At 70.4% G+C, this 17,613-nt stretch carries 15 protein-coding genes and 1 pseudogene; 9 read left to right on the forward strand and 7 right to left on the reverse strand.

Annotation, left to right across the window (positions count from 1 at the left end; translation table 11 throughout):
- Positions 1-63: 63 nt before the first annotated feature.
- The 3 genes from ispG to dxr all read right to left on the reverse strand — a co-directional run bounded on the left by ispG (position 64) and on the right by dxr (position 4,121).
- Complete coding sequence (gene ispG, locus D456_RS0105170) at positions 64-1,260, reverse strand: flavodoxin-dependent (E)-4-hydroxy-3-methylbut-2-enyl-diphosphate synthase (protein ID WP_051049405.1); 1,197 nt, start codon at positions 1,258-1,260, stop codon at positions 64-66.
- A gap of 187 nt (positions 1,261-1,447) precedes the next feature.
- On the reverse strand, positions 1,448-2,809 hold the full coding sequence (locus D456_RS0105175) for a M50 family metallopeptidase (protein WP_017575097.1): 1,362 nt from the start codon (positions 2,807-2,809) through the stop codon (positions 1,448-1,450).
- A gap of 67 nt (positions 2,810-2,876) precedes the next feature.
- Positions 2,877-4,121 carry a 1-deoxy-D-xylulose-5-phosphate reductoisomerase gene (gene dxr, locus D456_RS0105180; RefSeq protein WP_017575098.1) on the reverse strand — a complete coding sequence of 415 codons (1,245 nt, stop codon included), beginning with the start codon at positions 4,119-4,121 and terminating at the stop codon, positions 2,877-2,879.
- 256 nt (positions 4,122-4,377) lie between these two features.
- Here dxr and D456_RS0105185 point away from each other — a divergent pair, with 256 nt between their 5' ends.
- From D456_RS0105185 to D456_RS0105225, 9 genes are all read left to right on the forward strand, one after another.
- Complete coding sequence (locus D456_RS0105185; RefSeq protein ID WP_017575099.1) at positions 4,378-5,988, forward strand: CocE/NonD family hydrolase; 1,611 nt, start codon at positions 4,378-4,380, stop codon at positions 5,986-5,988.
- A 135-nt stretch (positions 5,989-6,123) separates the two neighbouring features.
- Positions 6,124-7,170 carry a trypsin-like serine peptidase gene (locus tag D456_RS0105190; protein ID WP_017575100.1) on the forward strand — a complete coding sequence of 349 codons (1,047 nt, stop codon included), beginning with the start codon at positions 6,124-6,126 and terminating at the stop codon, positions 7,168-7,170.
- Positions 7,171-7,359: 189 nt separating this feature from the next.
- Positions 7,360-9,144, forward strand: a complete 1,785-nt coding sequence (locus D456_RS0105195; RefSeq protein WP_017575101.1) for a coiled-coil domain-containing protein — start codon at positions 7,360-7,362, stop codon at positions 9,142-9,144.
- Positions 9,145-9,177: 33 nt separating this feature from the next.
- The gene (locus tag D456_RS0105200) at positions 9,178-10,065 is read left to right on the forward strand and encodes a 3-methyladenine DNA glycosylase (protein WP_086002060.1); all 888 of its coding nucleotides are present in this window, start codon (positions 9,178-9,180) and stop codon (positions 10,063-10,065) included.
- 565 nt (positions 10,066-10,630) lie between these two features.
- Positions 10,631-11,647: a DUF2254 domain-containing protein gene (locus D456_RS0105205; protein ID WP_017575103.1), complete on the forward strand. Its 1,017-nt coding sequence runs from the start codon at positions 10,631-10,633 to the stop codon at positions 11,645-11,647.
- Between the two features lie 65 nt (positions 11,648-11,712).
- Positions 11,713-12,489: a CPBP family intramembrane glutamic endopeptidase gene (locus D456_RS0105210; RefSeq protein WP_086002054.1), complete on the forward strand. Its 777-nt coding sequence runs from the start codon at positions 11,713-11,715 to the stop codon at positions 12,487-12,489.
- Between the two features lie 373 nt (positions 12,490-12,862).
- A complete protein-coding gene (locus D456_RS0105215) occupies positions 12,863-14,710 on the forward strand; it encodes a glycoside hydrolase family 13 protein (protein ID WP_017575105.1) in 1,848 nt (615 codons plus the stop codon).
- Positions 14,711-14,773: 63 nt separating this feature from the next.
- Entirely contained in the window at positions 14,774-15,391 is a 618-nt protein-coding gene (locus D456_RS0105220) for a LysE family translocator (RefSeq protein WP_026115588.1), read from the forward strand.
- Positions 15,392-15,528: 137 nt separating this feature from the next.
- On the forward strand, positions 15,529-16,089 hold the full coding sequence (locus D456_RS0105225; protein WP_017575107.1) for a type I-E CRISPR-associated protein Cas6/Cse3/CasE: 561 nt from the start codon (positions 15,529-15,531) through the stop codon (positions 16,087-16,089).
- 14 nt (positions 16,090-16,103) lie between these two features.
- Here D456_RS0105225 and D456_RS0105230 read toward each other — a convergent pair whose 3' ends face one another.
- The 4 genes and pseudogenes from D456_RS0105230 to D456_RS28130 form a co-directional block, all read right to left on the reverse strand.
- The gene (locus D456_RS0105230) at positions 16,104-16,463 is read right to left on the reverse strand and encodes a hypothetical protein (protein WP_017575108.1); all 360 of its coding nucleotides are present in this window, start codon (positions 16,461-16,463) and stop codon (positions 16,104-16,106) included.
- Complete coding sequence (locus D456_RS0105235; protein ID WP_239643778.1) at positions 16,460-16,936, reverse strand: SdpI family protein; 477 nt, start codon at positions 16,934-16,936, stop codon at positions 16,460-16,462. Before D456_RS0105235 ends, D456_RS0105230 begins: the two co-directional genes overlap by 4 nt.
- 393 nt (positions 16,937-17,329) lie before the next feature.
- Entirely contained in the window at positions 17,330-17,446 is a 117-nt protein-coding gene (locus D456_RS28125; RefSeq protein ID WP_449289277.1) for a zinc ribbon domain-containing protein, read from the reverse strand.
- 73 nt (positions 17,447-17,519) lie between these two features.
- A pseudogene (locus D456_RS28130) lies at positions 17,520-17,564 on the reverse strand (hypothetical protein); the annotation flags it as partial.
- Between the last annotated feature and the right edge of the window lie 49 nt (positions 17,565-17,613).

The following is a 17,613-nucleotide window of genomic DNA, read 5'->3' on the forward strand; positions in this document are numbered from 1 at the left end:
AACAACGACGGCCGCCCCGGTGCGTCCCGGGGCGGCCGTCGTTGTGAAGGTTGCGTGGAGGGGTCAGCCGACGGCGACCGAGGGCTCGCCGTCACCGACGTCCTCGCCCATCTCCTCGGCGATACGCATGGCCTCCTCGATCAGGGTCTCCACGATCTGCTCCTCGGGCACGGTCTTGATGACCTCGCCCTTGACGAAGATCTGGCCCTTGCCGTTGCCCGAGGCCACACCGAGGTCGGCGTCGCGGGCCTCGCCCGGACCGTTGACCACACACCCCATGACGGCCACGCGCAAGGGCACGTCCATGCCCTCCAGACCCGCGGTGACCTCGTCGGCGAGCTTGTACACGTCCACCTGGGCACGGCCGCAGCTCGGGCAGGAGACGATCTCCAGGCCGCGCTCGCGCAGACCCAGCGACTCCAGGATCTGCGCACCGACCTTGACCTCCTCGGCCGGCGGAGAGGACAGGGACACGCGGATGGTGTCGCCGATGCCCTCCGAGAGCAGCGCACCGAAGGCCACCGAGGACTTGATGGTGCCCTGGAAGGCCGGACCGGCCTCGGTCACACCCAGGTGCAGCGGGTAGTCGCACTTCTCGGCCAGCAGCCGGTAGGCGTTGACCATCACGACCGGGTCGTTGTGCTTGACGGAGATCTTGATGTCGCGGAAACCGTGCTCCTCGAACAGCGAGCACTCCCACAGCGCCGACTCGGCCAGCGCCTCGGGGGTGGCCTTGCCGTGCTTCTCCAGCAGGCGCTTGTCCAGCGAACCGGCGTTCACACCGATCCGGATCGGCACACCGGCCTCGGAAGCGGCCTTGGCGATCTCGGCGACCTTGTCGTCGAACTTCTTGATGTTTCCCGGGTTCACCCGGACCGCGGCGCAGCCGGCCTCGATCGCGGCGAACACGTACTTGGGCTGGAAATGGATGTCGGCGATCACCGGGATCTGCGACTTCCTCGCGATGATCGGCAGCGCCTCGGCGTCCTCGTTGGTGGGCACCGCCACGCGCACGATCTGGCAGCCCGAAGCGGTCAGCTCGGCGATCTGCTGCAGGGTGGCGTTGATGTCGGAGGTCTTGGTGGTGGTCATCGACTGCACGGACACCGGGGCGTCCCCGCCGACGGGGACGTTCCCGACCATGATCTGCCGCGTCTTGCGCCGGGGCGCCAGCGGGCGCGGCGGGGTTGCGGGAATGCCGAGATCGATGGTCGTCACGCTTGATTCACCTCGTCTGCCGCCGGAGGGAGGGCGGCCCATGGATTCGTCCGTTGCGTCAGAGGGCGCCCGGCTGTGCTCGCGGCGCCGCGACCGGGACCTCAGCCGCGTCCGACCCGTGCTCGGTGGCCGCACCATTGACGTTCCCGGAACGCGACCTCAAGGTTACCTGCTTCCGGCAGACCACCGGCCAAGGAGAGCAGATCCACACCAGGGACCGAGACGCAGGTCACCCGAAGATCCGGACGGGGTTGACGAGGTCGGCCACGAGCAGGATCACACTGAAGACCAGGAAGCATGCCACGACCACATAGGCCACAGGTGTCAGCATGGCCACGTCGACCGGTCCCGGGTCGGGTTTCCTGAGCAGCTTGGCGACCTTGCGTTTGATCGACTCCCAGATCGCCCCGGCCATGTGTCCGCCGTCCAGAGGCAGGATCGGCAGCAGGTTGAAGGCGAACAGGAACAGGTTCACCCCCGCCAGGATCTGCAGCATGATCGCGGCGGTGTCGGCCACCGGGAGGCCCTGCGACATGATCTCGCCGCCGATGCGGGAGATCCCGACGATGCCGACCGGGGAGTCCTCGGTGCGCTGCTCCCCGAGGAAAGCCGCACCGAAGACGTCGGGGACCTTGCCGGGCAGGGCCACCAGTGCCTCGCCGACGGCCACGAGCATGGTGCCCATCTCCCCGGCCGATTCGACCGGTCCCAGGCGGGCGCGCTCCTGGTCGAAGACGATCCCGAAGAAGCCCACCGTCTCGGTCCGGGGGACCCTGCGACCGTTCTCGTCGTAGACGTACTCGCCGTCGGCGTCGGTCTCGTACAGGAATTCGCCGTTGCCGTCGCGCGCGGGCAGCTCGTTCTCGACGATGTCGACGTCGGTCCGGAAGGTCTCACCGTCGCGCTCGAGTTCGAAGACGGTGCTGCCCAGGGAGTCGCGGATCTTCTGGTTGGCGTCGTTCCAGTGGGGGGTGGCCTCGCCGTCGATGGAGACGATGCGGTCACCGGGCAGGATCCCGGCCTCGGCTGCGGGCGTGGGCTGGGCACCGGGGTCGTCGCAGCTCTCGATCTGCGTGTCGGCGGGGGCCATGCATTCGCTGACCTCGCCGACGGTGGTGGTCTCCTTGGGGACACCGATACCCATGAAGAGCACACCGAGCAGGACCGCGGCCAGGATCACGTTCATACCGGGCCCGGCGAACATGACGATGAGGCGCTTCCAGGGGGCGCGCTGGTAGAACTGCCGGTCCTGGTCCTCGGGGGCGAGCTCGACGTAGGAGGCCTCACGCGCGTCCTCGGCCATCGCCCGCCACCGGGAGATCTTCCGGCTGCTGTCGTCGGCGGTGCGCTCACTCGGCGGGATCATGCCGACCATGCGCACGAAACCGCCGAGCGGCACCGCCTTGATGCCGTACTCGGTACCCCCTCGGCGGAACGACCACAGGGTCTTGCCGAAGCCGACCATGTACTCGGTGCACTTGATGCCGAACATCTTGGCCGTGGAGAGGTGGCCGAGCTCGTGCCAGGCGATCGAGAACAACAGTCCGAGGACGAACAGAAGGATCCCGATCACGGTCAGCAGAACGACCATGCACCTCTCCTCAAGCCGAAGTCAGCTCCTCGGCGCCACCGGGGCCCGCATGAAGGGGCCTGAGGCGTCAGGGGCGGCTCGTCAACAATTCTCGTGCCCGCGCGCGAGCCCAGGTGTCAGCGGCGTAGACCTCGTCCAGGGTCAAGGCCTTGTCGGAGGGCCCGGCCCCGGGGCGGTCGGTCCGCTGATGTTCAGAGACTACCTGGGCGACGGTGTCCATGATCGAAGTGAACGAGAGCTTTCCCCCGAGGAAGGCATCGACGGCCTCTTCGTTCGCCGCGTTGTAGACGGCCGGGGCGGTGCCTCCGGCGCGTCCGACCTGCGCGGCCAGGCGTACGGCGGGGAAGGCTTCGTGGTCGAGGGGCTCGAAGGTCCAGTTCTGGGCACGGGTCCAGTCGAGGGAGGCCCCGGCCCCGGGGACGCGGTCGGGGGAGCCCAGTCCCCAGGCGATCGGGACGGTCATACTGGGCGGGCTGGCCTTGGCGAGGGTGGAGCCGTCCACGTACTCGACCATGGAGTGCACGATCGACTGCGGGTGGACGACCACCTCGATGTCGTCGAAGGGCACGTCGAAGAGCAGGTTGGCCTCGATGACCTCCAGCCCCTTGTTGACGAGGGTGGCGGAGTTGATGGTGATGACCGGGCCCATGCTCCAGGTGGGGTGGTCCAGGGCCTGCTCGGGGGTGACGCCGGCCAGTTCGGCGCGGGTGCGGCCGCGGAAGGGGCCGCCGCTGGCGGTGACGACGAGTCGGCTCACCTCCTCGCGGCGGGCGCGGACCAGGCCGTGGGCGGGACTGGCGAGCGCGTCGTCGGGCAGGTACGGGAAACACTGGGCGAGAGCGAAGTGCTCGGAATCCACCGGGACGATCTGGCCGGGCTCGGCGAGCTCGCGCACGAGCGGCCCGCCGATGATGAGGGACTCCTTGTTGGCCAGGGCCAGGCGGCGTCCGGAACGCAGCGCGGCGAGTGTGGATTCCAGCCCGAGGGCGCCGGTGATGCCGTTGAGGACGACGTCGCACTCGGTCCCGGCGAGTTCAGCGACCCCTTCGGCGCCGGCCAGGACGGTGGCGTGTGACCCGTGTGCGGCGAGTGCGCGGGTGAGTTCCTGCGCGCGGGAGGGGTCGGCGACGGCGACCCGGTCGACCCCGAACTCGGCGGCCTGCTCGGCGAGCAGACTGAGACGGCCGCCCCCGGCCGCGAGCCCGACCGCGCGGAAACGGTCGGGGTTGTTCCGGACGATGTCGAGGGCCTGGGTACCGATGGAACCGGTGGAGCCGAGGACGACTGCTGTTCGCTGCTGTTCTTCTCGCACGGCTCCAATTGTGGAGCACGGGCCGCACCCCTCGTCCGCGGCCACCGCCCTTCCCCTGCCTCGGGTGGAGGAGGGGACGCAGGAAACCGTGGCCGGGGTCTTTACAGGACCTGAGACCTGACTTAACTTTACTCTCCAGTAAGTTACCGCACAGTTGGCCATGGCGTGTGCCACACGTCCGGACGCTCCCCCGCGCCCGGCGGCCGTGCTGCCCCCTGCCCCTGCCGCCTCACCTCCCTGTGATCCGAGGTTCCCCATGCCCAGATTGCGCCTGCACCGGTCCGTCGCCGCGGGCACGGCCGCAGTGCTCGCCGGTGCCCTGCTCTCCCCCGCCCCCGCCTCTGCCTCGGTCGGCTCGCAGATCAGCTACGAGACGATCACCAGCCACGACGGCACCGAACTGGCCGCCAAGGTCATCACCCCCACAGGCACCGAAGGCCCCCACCCGCTGCTGGTACTGCCCTCGGCCTGGGGCACCCCGCACCTGCTCTACGTCGGTGCGGGCAAGCGCCTGGCCGAGGAGTCGGGCTACCAGGTCGTCTCCTACACCTCCCGTGGCTTCTGGGACTCGGGGGGCAGCATCGAGGTCGCCGGCCCCGAGGACCGCGCCGACGCCAGTTCGGTCATCGGCTGGGCCCTGGACAACACCGACGCCGACCCCGACCGCATCGGCATGGCCGGGATCTCCTACGGGGGCGGCATCAGCTTGCTGACCGCGGCCGAGGACGACCGGATCGACGCGGTGGCCTCCATGAGCGGTTGGGCCGACCTGGCCCCGTCGCTGTACCCGAACGAGACCGTCGACCTGCAGATGGTGGAGCTGCTGCTGTTGGCCGGCCACCTGACCGGGCAGCCGGGCGAGACACTGACCGGGGTCGAGGAGGCCTACCGCGCCGGCGACATCGAACCCGCCCTGGAGATGGCGTCCGACCGCGGGGCCGCCGACAAGGTGGACCGGATCAACGCCAACGGGACCGCGGTGATGATGGCGCACGGCTGGAACGACGGCATGTTCCCGGTGAGCCACCTGACCGACTTCTACGCGGACCTGGACGTTCCCAAACGGTTCATGCTCGCGCCCGGCGACCACGCCACCCAGGAAGCCTTCGGCGCTGCGGGCCTGCCCAGCAAGGTCTGGGAGGACCTGGCCGACTGGATGGACCACCACCTCAAGGGCGAGGACAACGGCATCAACGAGCAGGACCCGCTGCAGACCAAGCCCAACAACGGGCGCGGTGACTGGTCCGGCCACTCCGACTGGCCCTCGCTGACCGGGGAGTCGCAACAGTTCTTCCTCGAGAAGCCCAGGACCGACTGGGCCCGCTGGCGGAGCAGCGGGGCGATGGGAGCGGAACCCGCCACCGGCTGGGACTACGGCTTCCGCACCGGCATCAGTACGACCGCGCACAGCGGCACGGTGATGCTCACCGGCGCCGTACAGCAGTTCTTCGACGTGCCCACGGGTGTACTGCTGCCGACGGTGGACCGCCACCGGGCAGCGGTGTGGAGCGGCCCCGAGTACCCGGACGGGGCGCGGGTGGCCGGTGCGCCGGAGGTGACCCTGACGCTCACCCCCACCGCCGAACAGCAGTCCGCCTTCGTCTACCTGTACGCGATCGACGAGCGTGGCACGGGTTCGCTCCTCTCGCACACGCCGGTGACACTGCGCGACGCCGAACCCGGCACCCCGGTGACCGTGGAGACGGAACTGGAGCCGGTGGTGTGGGACGTGCCGGCAGGACACCGGCTCGCGGTGGTCGTCGACAGCAAGGACGCCCGGTACACCTCCGAGAGCCGGCTCGGCGACCGCATCGAGATCACTTCCCCGGAAGCGGCACCGTCGCAGGTCACCGTGCCGTTCGCCTGATCCCGTCCGGCGCCGGCGGGCTCCCCCGTCGGCGCCGGCCCCGGGGCAGGGGCCGACCCGCCGGTTTCCCGATTCCGGACCGACACAAACCCAAAGTAGCCTCATTGCTACACCTTGTGTGCAAGGATCGGATCCATGACGTCGTCCACCACGTACACGATCCTCGCTCCCGTCTCCGCCGCCGCCCTCCTCGTGGCCGGGCTCGCTCTCACCGACCACCTGCCCGGGCCCGCCTCCGCAGAACAGGCCGCGCACACGAACCACACCCCCGGCCAGGGGGAGCCCCTCTCCCTCACCGAGAGCGTCGAGCACCGCACCGCCGCCACCGGAGCCGCGCAGGAACGTGCCGTCCTCGACTACTGGTCCCCCCAGCGCATGGCCGAGGCCACCCCCATCGCCGGGCTGGTCGGCGATGCCGTGGAGGGCACCGGGAACCTGCTCGCGCCCGACGACGACGTCGAGCTGCACAGCGCCCCGAACGCCGACAGCACCGGCGAACCCTGGACCGGCGGCGGGCTCGTCACCCGCACCACCGGCAAGGTCTTCCTGACCATGGACGGACGCGACTTCACCTGCTCGGCCTCGGTGGTGGACTCCGAGAACGCCAGCACACTGGTCACCGCCGGGCACTGCGCCAAGGACGGCACCGGCGCGTGGGCGGAGAACTGGACCTTCGTGCCCGGCTACTCCGACGGCGAAGCACCCCACGGCCGCTACACCGCCCGCGACCTGCTCGTCACCCCGCAGTGGTCGGAGCAGGCCGACGACAGCTACGACTTCGCGATGGCCGTGGTCAACACCGACGGGGGCGAAACGGTGCAGGACCGCGTCGGCGCCCAGGACATCTCCTTCGACACCTGGAGCGAGGAGCAGACGCAGGCCGGGGTGCAGATCCACGCGTTCGGCTACCCTTCGGCCCCGCCCTTCGACGGCAGTGAACTGCACTACTGCTCCGGGCCCACCACCCCCGACACCGGCGGCACCACCGCCAGCGGCATGGGATGCGGGATGACGCAGGGATCCAGCGGCGGTCCCTGGCTCACCGACTTCGACGCCTCCACCGGGGAGGGCACCGTTTCCTCCGTGGTGAGCTTCAAGTACTCCGACGACCTCGACACCCAGTACGGCCCGCGCCTGAACTCGCAAGCACGACAGCTGTTCGACAACGCCCAGCAGCTCTGAGGCGGCCGCCCGGCCCGGACCGGGGGATGGCGCGCGGACGGCTGGGTAAACAGCAGTACAAGGGATCCGGGCCGACCGGCTGACGAGTCCGGTGCCCTCGTCCACAGTGTGAGGGCGGGGGCTCCGTCGACGCCGCTCCCCCGCCGGCCCCCGGTCCGAGACGCCGATGGGAGCCCGGAGCGTGGTTCGTTGCCACTTGTCTACCGCACACTCGTCAACGTCCCCGGAGAGGACGAGGGCCTGGTCCCCACGGCCACGCGCCTCCTCCACAGATGGCTGAGCAAACGAGGGAACTCCGGCGCCCAGGTCGCGTTCGACGCCTCCGGCTGCCACGAGCTCAGCAACCGCTCACGTGCTCTGGTGGTACGCCACGACAACCCCGAGGAGGGGCTCTCGTTCCTGCGGCTGACCACCGAGTCCGAGAAGCCCGACGGCACCTGGCGCACCACCGTCACCGCGGTCGCCGACCCCGACCTGGCACCCTGGCAGTACGCGTGGCTGGAGATGGCCGTCGACCCGCGCCACGACCTCGTGCGGGAGGGGGCGGAACCACCCCGGTGGGAGGTCATGCCGCCCGAGGCCGCCCGTATGCTCCTGGAGGCCGTGCCCGCACACGACGGCAACCACCTGTTGGCCTCCTCCCCCGCGATCGTGCGCGGCCGCGACACGGAAGCGGTCGATGCCCTCCTGTCCACGATCCTCGACCCCGCACGGCGCCTCGCCGTCGTCGCCACCGGAACACCGCCCGACGTGACCGTGCCCGCCTGGCGCGAAGCCATCGCCGGCGCACTCAACCGCAGCACAGGCATGTGTGCCGCCTACGTGCTCGACGCCGCCGCACGCACCCGCGTCAACGAGCGGCTGCCGGAAGAACTGGACGTGCCCGTCGGCGGGGTCCGCACCTTGTTGCCGTTGGGGGGCGAGGACCCCTGTCCCGGGCAACACCCGCGGATGAGCCCCGCCGGCCTGGGCGCCGCCCGCGACGGCGACCGCCTGCGTACCTGGGTGGGTGCGGCACTGGCCCGCAAGGTGCGCGAGAACGCGCTCGCCGCACCCCTGCCCGCACCGCTGCGCGCCATCGACGCGCTGCTCGCCGAGGAGACCGACGACCTGCGCGCCACACCGCGGCGCCCCGTTCCGGCGCGGTCGTCCTCCTCCGGGAACGGCGCGCCGAAGCCGTCCGCCCCGCCCGAGGGGTGGGTCTCTGCGGCTGAACTGGGACAGTACGAGCAACAGGTCCAACGGCTGCGTGAGGAGGTCAAGCGCCTCAACTCACGGGTGGAGGAGCTCACCGACGAACGCCAGGACCTGCTGGTGGGCAACAACGACCTCGCCGAGGAGGTCGGTACCGCCAACGACCAGGCGCGGGCTGCCCGCCACGAGGTGCGGTGGTTGCGCGAACGTGTGCGGGAAGCGGGCCTGTACCGGCTCGCCGCCACCCGGCCGCCGCCCGATCCCAGTCCACGGCCGCCGTCCAACGTGCGCGAGCTCCTGGAACGCATCACCTCGGGTACCGCCCTGCCGCACCTATTCTTCACCATCGACAACCACACCGTCGAGGAACTGGTGGACAGCCACAAGGAAGGCCTGTGGGTGACGCGGGCCTGGCAGGCGATGCTCGCGCTGGACGACTACGCGCGTTACCAGTTCGAGCACCCCGGTTCCGGGCTGGGGTTCCACTCCTACCTGCGCCGCAGTCCCGACGGCTACCGGGTCATCCCCGTCAAACGACTGGCGTCGCAGGAGTCGGACTACGTGCGCAACCGCGGCAAGCTCAACGACAAACGCCTGTTCCGGGTGCCCGAGGAGGTCGACCCGAGCGGGCGGGTGCCCATGTACGCCCACATCAAGCTGGACACCGAACACGGCATCTGCCCGAGACTGTACTTCTACCCCGACCTCGGCGACGGGACGACCAACCGCATCTACGTGGGGTACCTGGGCCGCCACCTTCCCGTGCAACAGTCGAACTGACCGGCCGCCGGCGGTACGTACCCTGGGCCTGTGATGGGAACCGGGACCAGCACAGGCACGGAGCGCGCGACCGCCCTGCCCGAGGAACAGTGGCGCGAGCGGGCCGAACACCACGCCGCACGTGTGGACACGCTCACCGCCGACCACCGGCGCCGCCGCGCTGCGGGCGAGCGCCACCCGGTCGAGGACTTCCTCTTCACGTACTACAACCTCAAGCCCGCCCAGCTGCGGCGTTGGCACCCCGGCGCGGGCACGGTGCTGCTCGGCGACGGGGCACGCGAGTTCCTCGGGCAACGGTTCTACACCGAGGCCGAGGGGGGCGTCGTGCTGGACCGTGCGGCGTTCTCGGAGGCGCGGCGCGTCGTGGACTTCGTCGAACGCCTGCTCGGCGCGGTCGCCTCCCGCCCCGCCCACCTGGGGTGTTTCGGACTGCACGAGTGGGCGATGGTCTACCGCACCGACGAGGTGCGCCACGGGCAGGTGCCGCTGCGGTTGGGCCACGAGGGCACCGACCGGGTCGTGGAGTCGCACCGTGTGCAGTGCTCGCACTTCGACGCGTTCCGGTTCTTCACCGAGCAGGCACGGCCCCGCAACACGCTGCAGCCCACGCGCGAGGGGCAGGTCGACCTGGACCAGCCCGGGTGCCTGCACGCCAACATGGACCTGTACAAGTGGGCGTACAAGCTGCTGCCCGCGGTCCCCTCCGAGTTGGTCGTGGACTGTTTCGAGCTCTCCCGCGAGATCCGGACCCTGGACATGCGCGCTTCCCCCTACGATCTGCGCGAGTGGGGGTACGAACCGGTGCGGATCGAGACCGCCGAGGGCAAGGCGGCCTACATGGAGTACCAGCGCGACTTCGCCGAGCGCGGCGCGGTGCTGCGGGGACGGTTGCTGGAGGCGATCGCGGTACTGCGGGGCTGAGGGCTCAGCCCGTCGCGGGACCGGAAGGTTCCCGGCCCGTGGTCTCCAGGAGCACGGCGCGCGCGGGGCCCGGGAGAACCGAAGCGCCGACAGGAACGCCGTCCCCGCCAGTGCCGTACCCGTGAGCGAGCCGAACGTGATGGCAACGGCGTCCACCACGTCGGCAGTCCCCTGCGGCCAGAGCCCACTGCGTGGCTTCCCCCGCCAACGACAGCAGCGGACCGAACGCGATCCGACCCGTGAGGTTGCCGACGGCGAAGGACACGACGATGCCGATCGGAACGAAGAGCAGGACGTTGACGACCTTCTCCTCCGGGATCAGCGCCGCGCTGTCCCCTCCCCGGTGTTCCGTGAAATCGGCGATCGCCGGTGCCGTCTCCTGGTGGACGGCCCGGGTGCCGGCTCGTCGGTCGGCGTACCCTCAGCGTCCAGAACCACGAGTGCGGGATCTGGGTACGGGGGCTCAGGTGTCCGTCCGGGACGGATCCGTAGCGTCCACAACGCCCCTCATGAGCTCCGGCGCCGGGTTCCCCGGCACGGGCATCCACCTGACGACGAGGCCTCCATGAACACCTCCCCCGAACAGACCCCCGACGACGGCACCGTGCCTCCGGCGCCCAAGAGCGCCGAAGGCCCGAAGTTCTGGTTCGTATCCGTGTATCCGCTCGCGGCCGGCACTGCCCTGTGGGTTCTCGGGTTCTTCGCCCTCTTCGGGCTCCTGTACAACGATCCGAGCTACGCGGTGCTCTTCGTTCTCGGTACCGCCGTGGTGGTCGGTGGCGCGCACTTCTGGCTCCAGTGGATCCTGGAGGGCCGGGACGAACCCCGGCCCCGGCAGTTCCCGGCCGTCCTGAGCACGGCGATGGTGGCGGGCATCTTCATGTCGGTGTTTCCGATCTCCGTGAACGTGGACGTCTTCATACCCCTGCCCCTGGCGTGCTCGGGGTTCGCCCTGCTCGGCACGTTCGTGTTCTCACTGGGCACAGAACGGAACCGACTCGTCCCCGCACTCGCAGCGGTGCTCGGGGCGGTCCTGCTGCTCGTGGGCGTGATCTGGTGGCTCCATGAGCGGGAGCAGGAGGAGCGCAGGGAGGAACTCCTGCAGGACGTCTCCGACTTCCCCCACGAGATCGCCGTCCTGGACCTGCCCGGATGGGAGCCGACGTCCATGTGGGCGAGCCGGGATCTCGGTACGGCCTCCATCGGCTACGAGCCGGTCGACCCCTCCCCCGAGATCGACGGGTTCGTCCTCACTCTGCAGAGCGAGTCCATGGAGGATCTCGCCGAGACGGGATGGACCCCGCTCCATTCCCAGTGCGAGTCGGACGGCGGCGACAAGCCGTGCGAGGAACACGGTGACGTCGTGGTCGCGGACATGTCCAGAAACACCGGGGAGCGGTTCGAGGCCCGCACCGAGTTCACGGACGGGGTCGCCGCCAACCTCATGACGGGGATGCCGACCGACGAGAACGACGAACCGGCCATCGACTTCCCCGACATCGACATGGTCGAACTGGCCGAGAACGTCCGGCCGGCCGAGCCGGGCGAGGCCGAGGAGATCGCCTCGACCGTCATGGGCTGAGCCCGAGCACACCCTCAAGCCATAATTTGCCCGATTGGTCCATGTTTGAGTGAATAGTTGGCTCTATGGTGGATTCGGATGCTCATCAAGAAAGTGGGAGGGACGGGCGCGCCCGTCCCCTCCTCGGCACACGGGTGCGGTTGCGCCACACCGCTCTGATCGGTGCTTTCACCGCAGTGGGTATCGCCCTGGTCCTGGCAGGGGTCCGCCTCGGTTCTTCCCTCGCTCTCTTGCCCTGGTCCGGCATGTTCTGGCTCGTGTCCGCGGTCGTGGCGCTGCTCCTGATCACACCACTGGTGGTCTGTGTCGCCGGACACCTCGTCCTCATGCGCCGCGGCCCGCGCCTGCGACTCCGCGACCTGGGCCTCACACGGCCGAACCGGTTCCCGGTCGGACTACTGCTGTGGGTGCCGCTCGCGATCGTGACCTCGGCCTCGGCGACCGGTGCCACCCTCGGCCTCCTGGCCGCCCTCGACAGCTCCTCCGGCGCAGACGACTCGGGCCCCTCGACGACCTCGGACCTGGTCGCGGAACTTCCGCCGGCCGCCGGCCTGGCGATTGCCGCCGGCACGGTGATCGTCTTCCCCCTCTTCGAGGAGATCGTCTGCCGCGGCATGCTGCACGGCGCCCTCTCCCGCCGCGTCGCGCCCTGGGCCGCGATCGTCCTGTCCGCCCTCGTTTTCTCCCTCCTGCACGTGACCCCGCTCGTGATGCTCTACGTCTTCGTGCTGGGGCTGTGGTTGGCATGGCTGCACCGCAGGTACGAATCGATCCTTCCCTCGATCGTCCTGCACTGCTGCAACAACGCACTCGTGGCGCTCATCGCTCTGAGCTCACTCTGAGCACGGGCCGGACGACCCGGTGGCGCATTGCAGCCGGGGGTGGCAGGCGTGTGCACCCCTGCGCCGGAGAACCACCCACCGAGGGAACCGGGGGTGGCGCCGAAGCGGGTTGCACACAGACCCGGCCGGGCCGAACCTCCCGACCCCGACGAACCCACCCCCGCTACCACAAGAACCCCCGTCACCGGCTCCAAGAACGGGCTCACCCGGCCACGGCTCCCCCACACCACGAGAAACCTCGGCAACCGCAGCGGCCGGAGCAGACCAGGGCAGACGAGCTCACCGGACAGGCCCGCAAAGTCTTTCGCAATTTTTCTCATTTCTTGCGAAGGTATGGGCAGTCCCTTCCGCCCTACACACGGAGTGTCCCCGCATGCGGTTCAGCCACGACCCCCACCACGACGGCTCACCCGACTACGTGAGCCTCCACGAGGATCACGCCCGCCTGCGCGTGCGGGTCCCCGGCGGGGCGGACGCGGTATACGCCCACGTGGTGGAGGACGGCGAGGCCGAGCTGATCGAGGGCGAACAGGAGTACTCCTCGGAAGGCGTGAGCTGGTACACGGTGCAGATCCCGCTGCTGGCCGTGGTCACCCCCTACCGGTTCGCGATCGTGCGCGGACGCCGCTACATCTGGCTGAACCAGGCGGGCGCGCACGATCACGAGGTCACCGACGACGGCGACTTCCGCCTGATCACCGGCCCCAACCCGCCCTCGTGGGTCCCGGGGACGGCCGTCTACCAGATCTTCCCGGACCGGTTCGCCCGCGACGACGACTCGCTCGACCCCCTCACCGAACACCCCGACTGGGCGGTCCCCCGGCACTGGGACGACGAGCCCTCGGGGTCGGGCCCGGCCGCGGCCGTGGAGTACTACGGCGGGACCCTGGACGGGGTGCGGCGCCACTTGGACCACCTGGCCGACCTGGGCGCCGAGGTCGTGTACCTGACACCGTTCTTCCCGGCCCGGTCCACGCACCGCTACGACGCCGCCGGTTTCGACGAGGTGGATCCGCTGCTCGGCGGGGACGCGGCCCTGAAGGCGCTGACGCGTGAGGCCCACGCGCGCGGCATGCGGGTGATGGGCGACCTGACGACCAACCACACCGGCGACCGGCACGAGTGGTTCGAGACCGCTCGGGCCGACGCCGACTCCGAGGAAGCGGGCTACTACTACTTCACCGACCACCCGGACGGCTACGTGAGCTGGCTGGGGGTGCGCTCCCTGCCCAAGCTCGACCACTCCTCCCCCGCACTGCGCGAGCGGATGTACGGCGCCGACGACTCGGTCCTGCTCGACCGGTTGGGCGGCTCGGGCCACTCGGCCGAGGACGAGCGGCTGGACGGTTGGCGTATCGACGTCGCCAACATGACCGGGCGCCTGGGCGCCCAGGACGTCAACCACGAGGTCTCCGGCATGATCGCCACCCGTATGCGTGAGATAGCGCCGCAGGCGTGGCTACTGGCCGAGCACTTCTACGACGCCGGCCCCGACACGCGGCACGACGGCTGGCACGGGGTGATGAACTACGCCGGTTTCACCCGCCCGGTGTGGGCTTGGCTCAACACCGGTCCTGAAGGGGTGCGGTACGCGGCCACGCACACCTCGGCGCCGCTGCCCACGAGCGGCGCGGCCGCAGCGGTCCGGGCGATGCGGACCACCAATGCCGGGCTGCCGTGGCGGGTACGCACCCACAGTGTGAACGCGCTGAGCACGCACGATTCCGCGCGTTTTGCCACGGTCGTGGCCGACCCGGTGCTCCACGCGGTGGGCGTGGCCGCGCAGGCCACGCTTCCGGGCGTGCCGTTCGTCTTCGCCGGTGACGAGATCGGCCTGGAGGGCCGGGACGGCGAGAACGCCCGCCGCACGATGCCCTGGCACCGCACCGGGGACTGGGACCAGGAGCTCCTGGACGCACACCGCCGTCTGCTCCGCCTGCACCGGAGCCTGCCCGCGCTCGGGGCCGGCGGGCTGCGTTGGCTGGACTCCGGCGAGCACCACATGACCTTCCTGCGTTCCCTCGGAGAGCAGGTGGTCCTGGTGCACCTGGCCAACGGTCCCCACGACGAGCGGACCGCGGAATTCCAGGACCTGGACGCCGACGGGTGGGAGACCGTGGAGAGCGCAGGCCGTGTGCGGGCGCGCTTCGACGGCAAGGTCGGGGTCGGTGCGGAGGGCCCGGGCCACCTGGTGGCGGTGGGGACCCGGCGCGTGGGGTGACCGGGGCCGGGGTGGCCGATCACACGAGGCGTCCGCCCCGTCCCGGGTGGGACCATGGTGATCATGGTTGGGGAGCTTCTCGTCGCGGCCGGCATGCTGGCCGTGGTCACCATGGCGCCGGGGCCCGACATGGCCGTGGTGACCCGCCAGGTCGTGTCCGGGGGCCGGGGCGACGGCCTGCGCACGACCCTCGGCATCATCCTGGGCCTGTGCATGTGGGGGGCTCTGACGGCGCTGGGGCTGTCCGCACTCCTGGCAGCCTCCCCCACGGCCTTCACGGTGGTGACCTACGCCGGTGCGGCCTACCTCGTCCACCTGGGTGTGCGGTCCTTCCTCGACAGTCGGCACAGGGACGAGGCCCCTGCCGACGCCGCCCCGCCCAGGGGCGGCAACGCGTGGACGGTCGGCCTGATCAGCAACGTCCTCAACCCCAAGATCGCGGTCTTCTACATCGGCCTGCTGCCGACCCTGGCCCCGTCCGCGCTGCCGACCCAGTGGGGTATGGCGCTGCTGGTCGCGGCGCACCTGGTGCTCACGGCGCTCTGGTTGGGCGGGTACGTACTGGTCCTGGACGCCGCGAAACACTTCTTCGCGCGCCCGGCGGTGCGCCGCTGGATGGACCGGATCATGGGCAGTGTGCTGGTCGTCTTCGGGGTCCGTGTCGCTGTGAACAGTCCCTGACCGCCGGGCCGGCCGGTACCTCCACCGGCCCGACCAGGGGCCTCCTGCTCATACGGTGGAGCCGTCACCACGGCGCGGGCCTCCCGCGTCCGCGCCAGCGCCCCGCCCCCGTCGGGGACCGAACGGATCGGATCATCTTGTACCTGAGTCGCGTCAGCCTCGACCCCGAACGCACCCCCGGCATGGAGCAGTGGGCGGTGATGGGGCGGGCCGTGCGCAAGGCGGTCGATCCCGACCCCGGGTCCGACCCCAGGGTGCTGTGGGCACGTTTGTCCCCCACCAGCCTCGTGATCAGCTCGGACACCGCTCCCGCCTGGGGCAGGATCCCCGGCGCGCTCTCGGTCACCTACCTGCCCCTGCCCCGGTACGGGGAGGGCGAGACCGTCCGCTGGGAGCTGATCACCGCGCCGACCGGCCGGAAGCAGGACGGGGCCGGATCGGAGAAGCCGCGCGGCAAGCGGGTCCCCCTGCCCGAATCGGCGTTCGAGGACTGGCTGGAGCACAAGCTGGGGGACGCGCTGCAGGTCGAGAGCGCCTCGTGGAAACGCCTGGGAGGCAGACCGGCCCGTTACCACTTCACCGGCACGGCCGTGGTGACGGACAGCGACGAGCTCCAGGACCTCTCCCTGGACGGCGTCGGTGCGGGCATCGCTACCGGCGCGGGTCTGCTGTTGACCAACCCTCTCGCTCCCCGGTAGGCCCGGGCCTCCCTTCAGCGCGTGTGGTCGCCGACCTCCAACGAGGCCCGTACCTGGCCCATGCCCGTGATGACCACGGTCGTGAGGCAGATGCCCAGAAGGACGGGTACCGGGTCGCCGGGGTCGTCGGCCAGCAGGGCCCACAGCGCCGTGCCCGGGGCCGCCGCCGACAGCACGTACGAGGCCGCGGCCAGGTGGGGATGCAGGCGGCGCCGGTAGGCCTCGGCCTGCTCCCTGGTCACGATGCCCGGCGGCAGCTGGACGAACGTGCGCAACCGCCCCTGCCCGTCCTCGCTCACCGGGCGTCCGGCCGACCACAGCAGGGCCCCGGCCAGGACGGCGTACACGAACGCGATGGTCAGCCAGGAGGTCAACGGCCCCGGCCTCCGCCCTCGTACGGGTCCTCGTCGGCGAGGGCGTCCCCGCGTGCGTCCTCCTCCGCCAGGGCGTGTTTGGCCGCCCGCTGGGCCCGTACGGTGCCGACGACCATCACCCCCGTGCCCAGGAGCACGAGTGCCAGCATCGGTAGGGCCTGCGCGCCTGCGTTGTCGAACAGGAACAGCGGCACGATCGAGAGCGCGTAGAACAGTCCGCTGCCGGTGAAGACCGGGGCCGCACGGTCGTGCACCGCGTACCAGTTGCGTGCGCTGTCCATGGTGAAGGCGGTGCGGATACCGGCGATCAGGTTGGGGTGGAGTGTGCGTCTGGCGCTGAGAACCCCGCACACCACCAGGGCCACGGCCGAAGCGGCGATCACGAACGTCAGCCACGCCAGGGAACCGCCCCGGATCGCCTCTTGCCCGGCGGCCACGGCCGTAACGGCCCACGGGAGGTCCGGTAGCTTCATGCGCACGCCTCTTCCCTCGCTCTGATCCGGTTGTACGGGCCAAGCCTAGGAAACCGTGCCGGTGGCGAGCCATCCCACGGCCGTCTGGGCCGGGGGCCATGACACGTGTCCCCCACCCGTGACGGCCGTCATGTTCCGCACGTCCTTCACAGGCGCCGGGGCCGTCCGCGGCCGCCAGGCGCCCGTGCGGAAGGGGACCCGGCCTACGCGGAGGGCGGGGCAGCATAAGCCGAGCCGTGCGCCTCTCCTGCTCCCCCTATGTGCTGTTGACGTCCTCCCCGTCGTGAACGACGGGGATTGCGACCCGCCCTGACGGGCGGGTGGTGCCCGCGCCTCGCGGCGCGGGCCGGTTCCTGTTTCACCGGGTCCTGCCGGCCGCTCAGGCGGCTGGTCTTACGGCCCCTCCGCAGGCGTTTTTCCTGTCGGCCCGCCGGCCGCCGGGACGATACGGGCCGCGTTGAGGTCCCGATCGTGGATCGTCTGGCACACCGGGCAGGTCCAGGTGCGCACGTGCAACGGTTTGGGGCCCGTCCACGGCCCCGCATTCGGAGCAGGTCTGTGAGGAGGGCAGGAACCGGTCCACCTTGGTGAAGGTCCGCCCGTACCGGACCGCTTTGTACTCGAGCATGGACACGGACTGCGACCAGCCCGCGTCATGCACGCTCTGGGCCAGCTTC

Origin of the sequence: Nocardiopsis kunsanensis DSM 44524, from assembly GCF_000340965.1 — a bacterium.
GTDB lineage: Bacteria > Actinomycetota > Actinomycetes > Streptosporangiales > Streptosporangiaceae > Nocardiopsis > Nocardiopsis kunsanensis.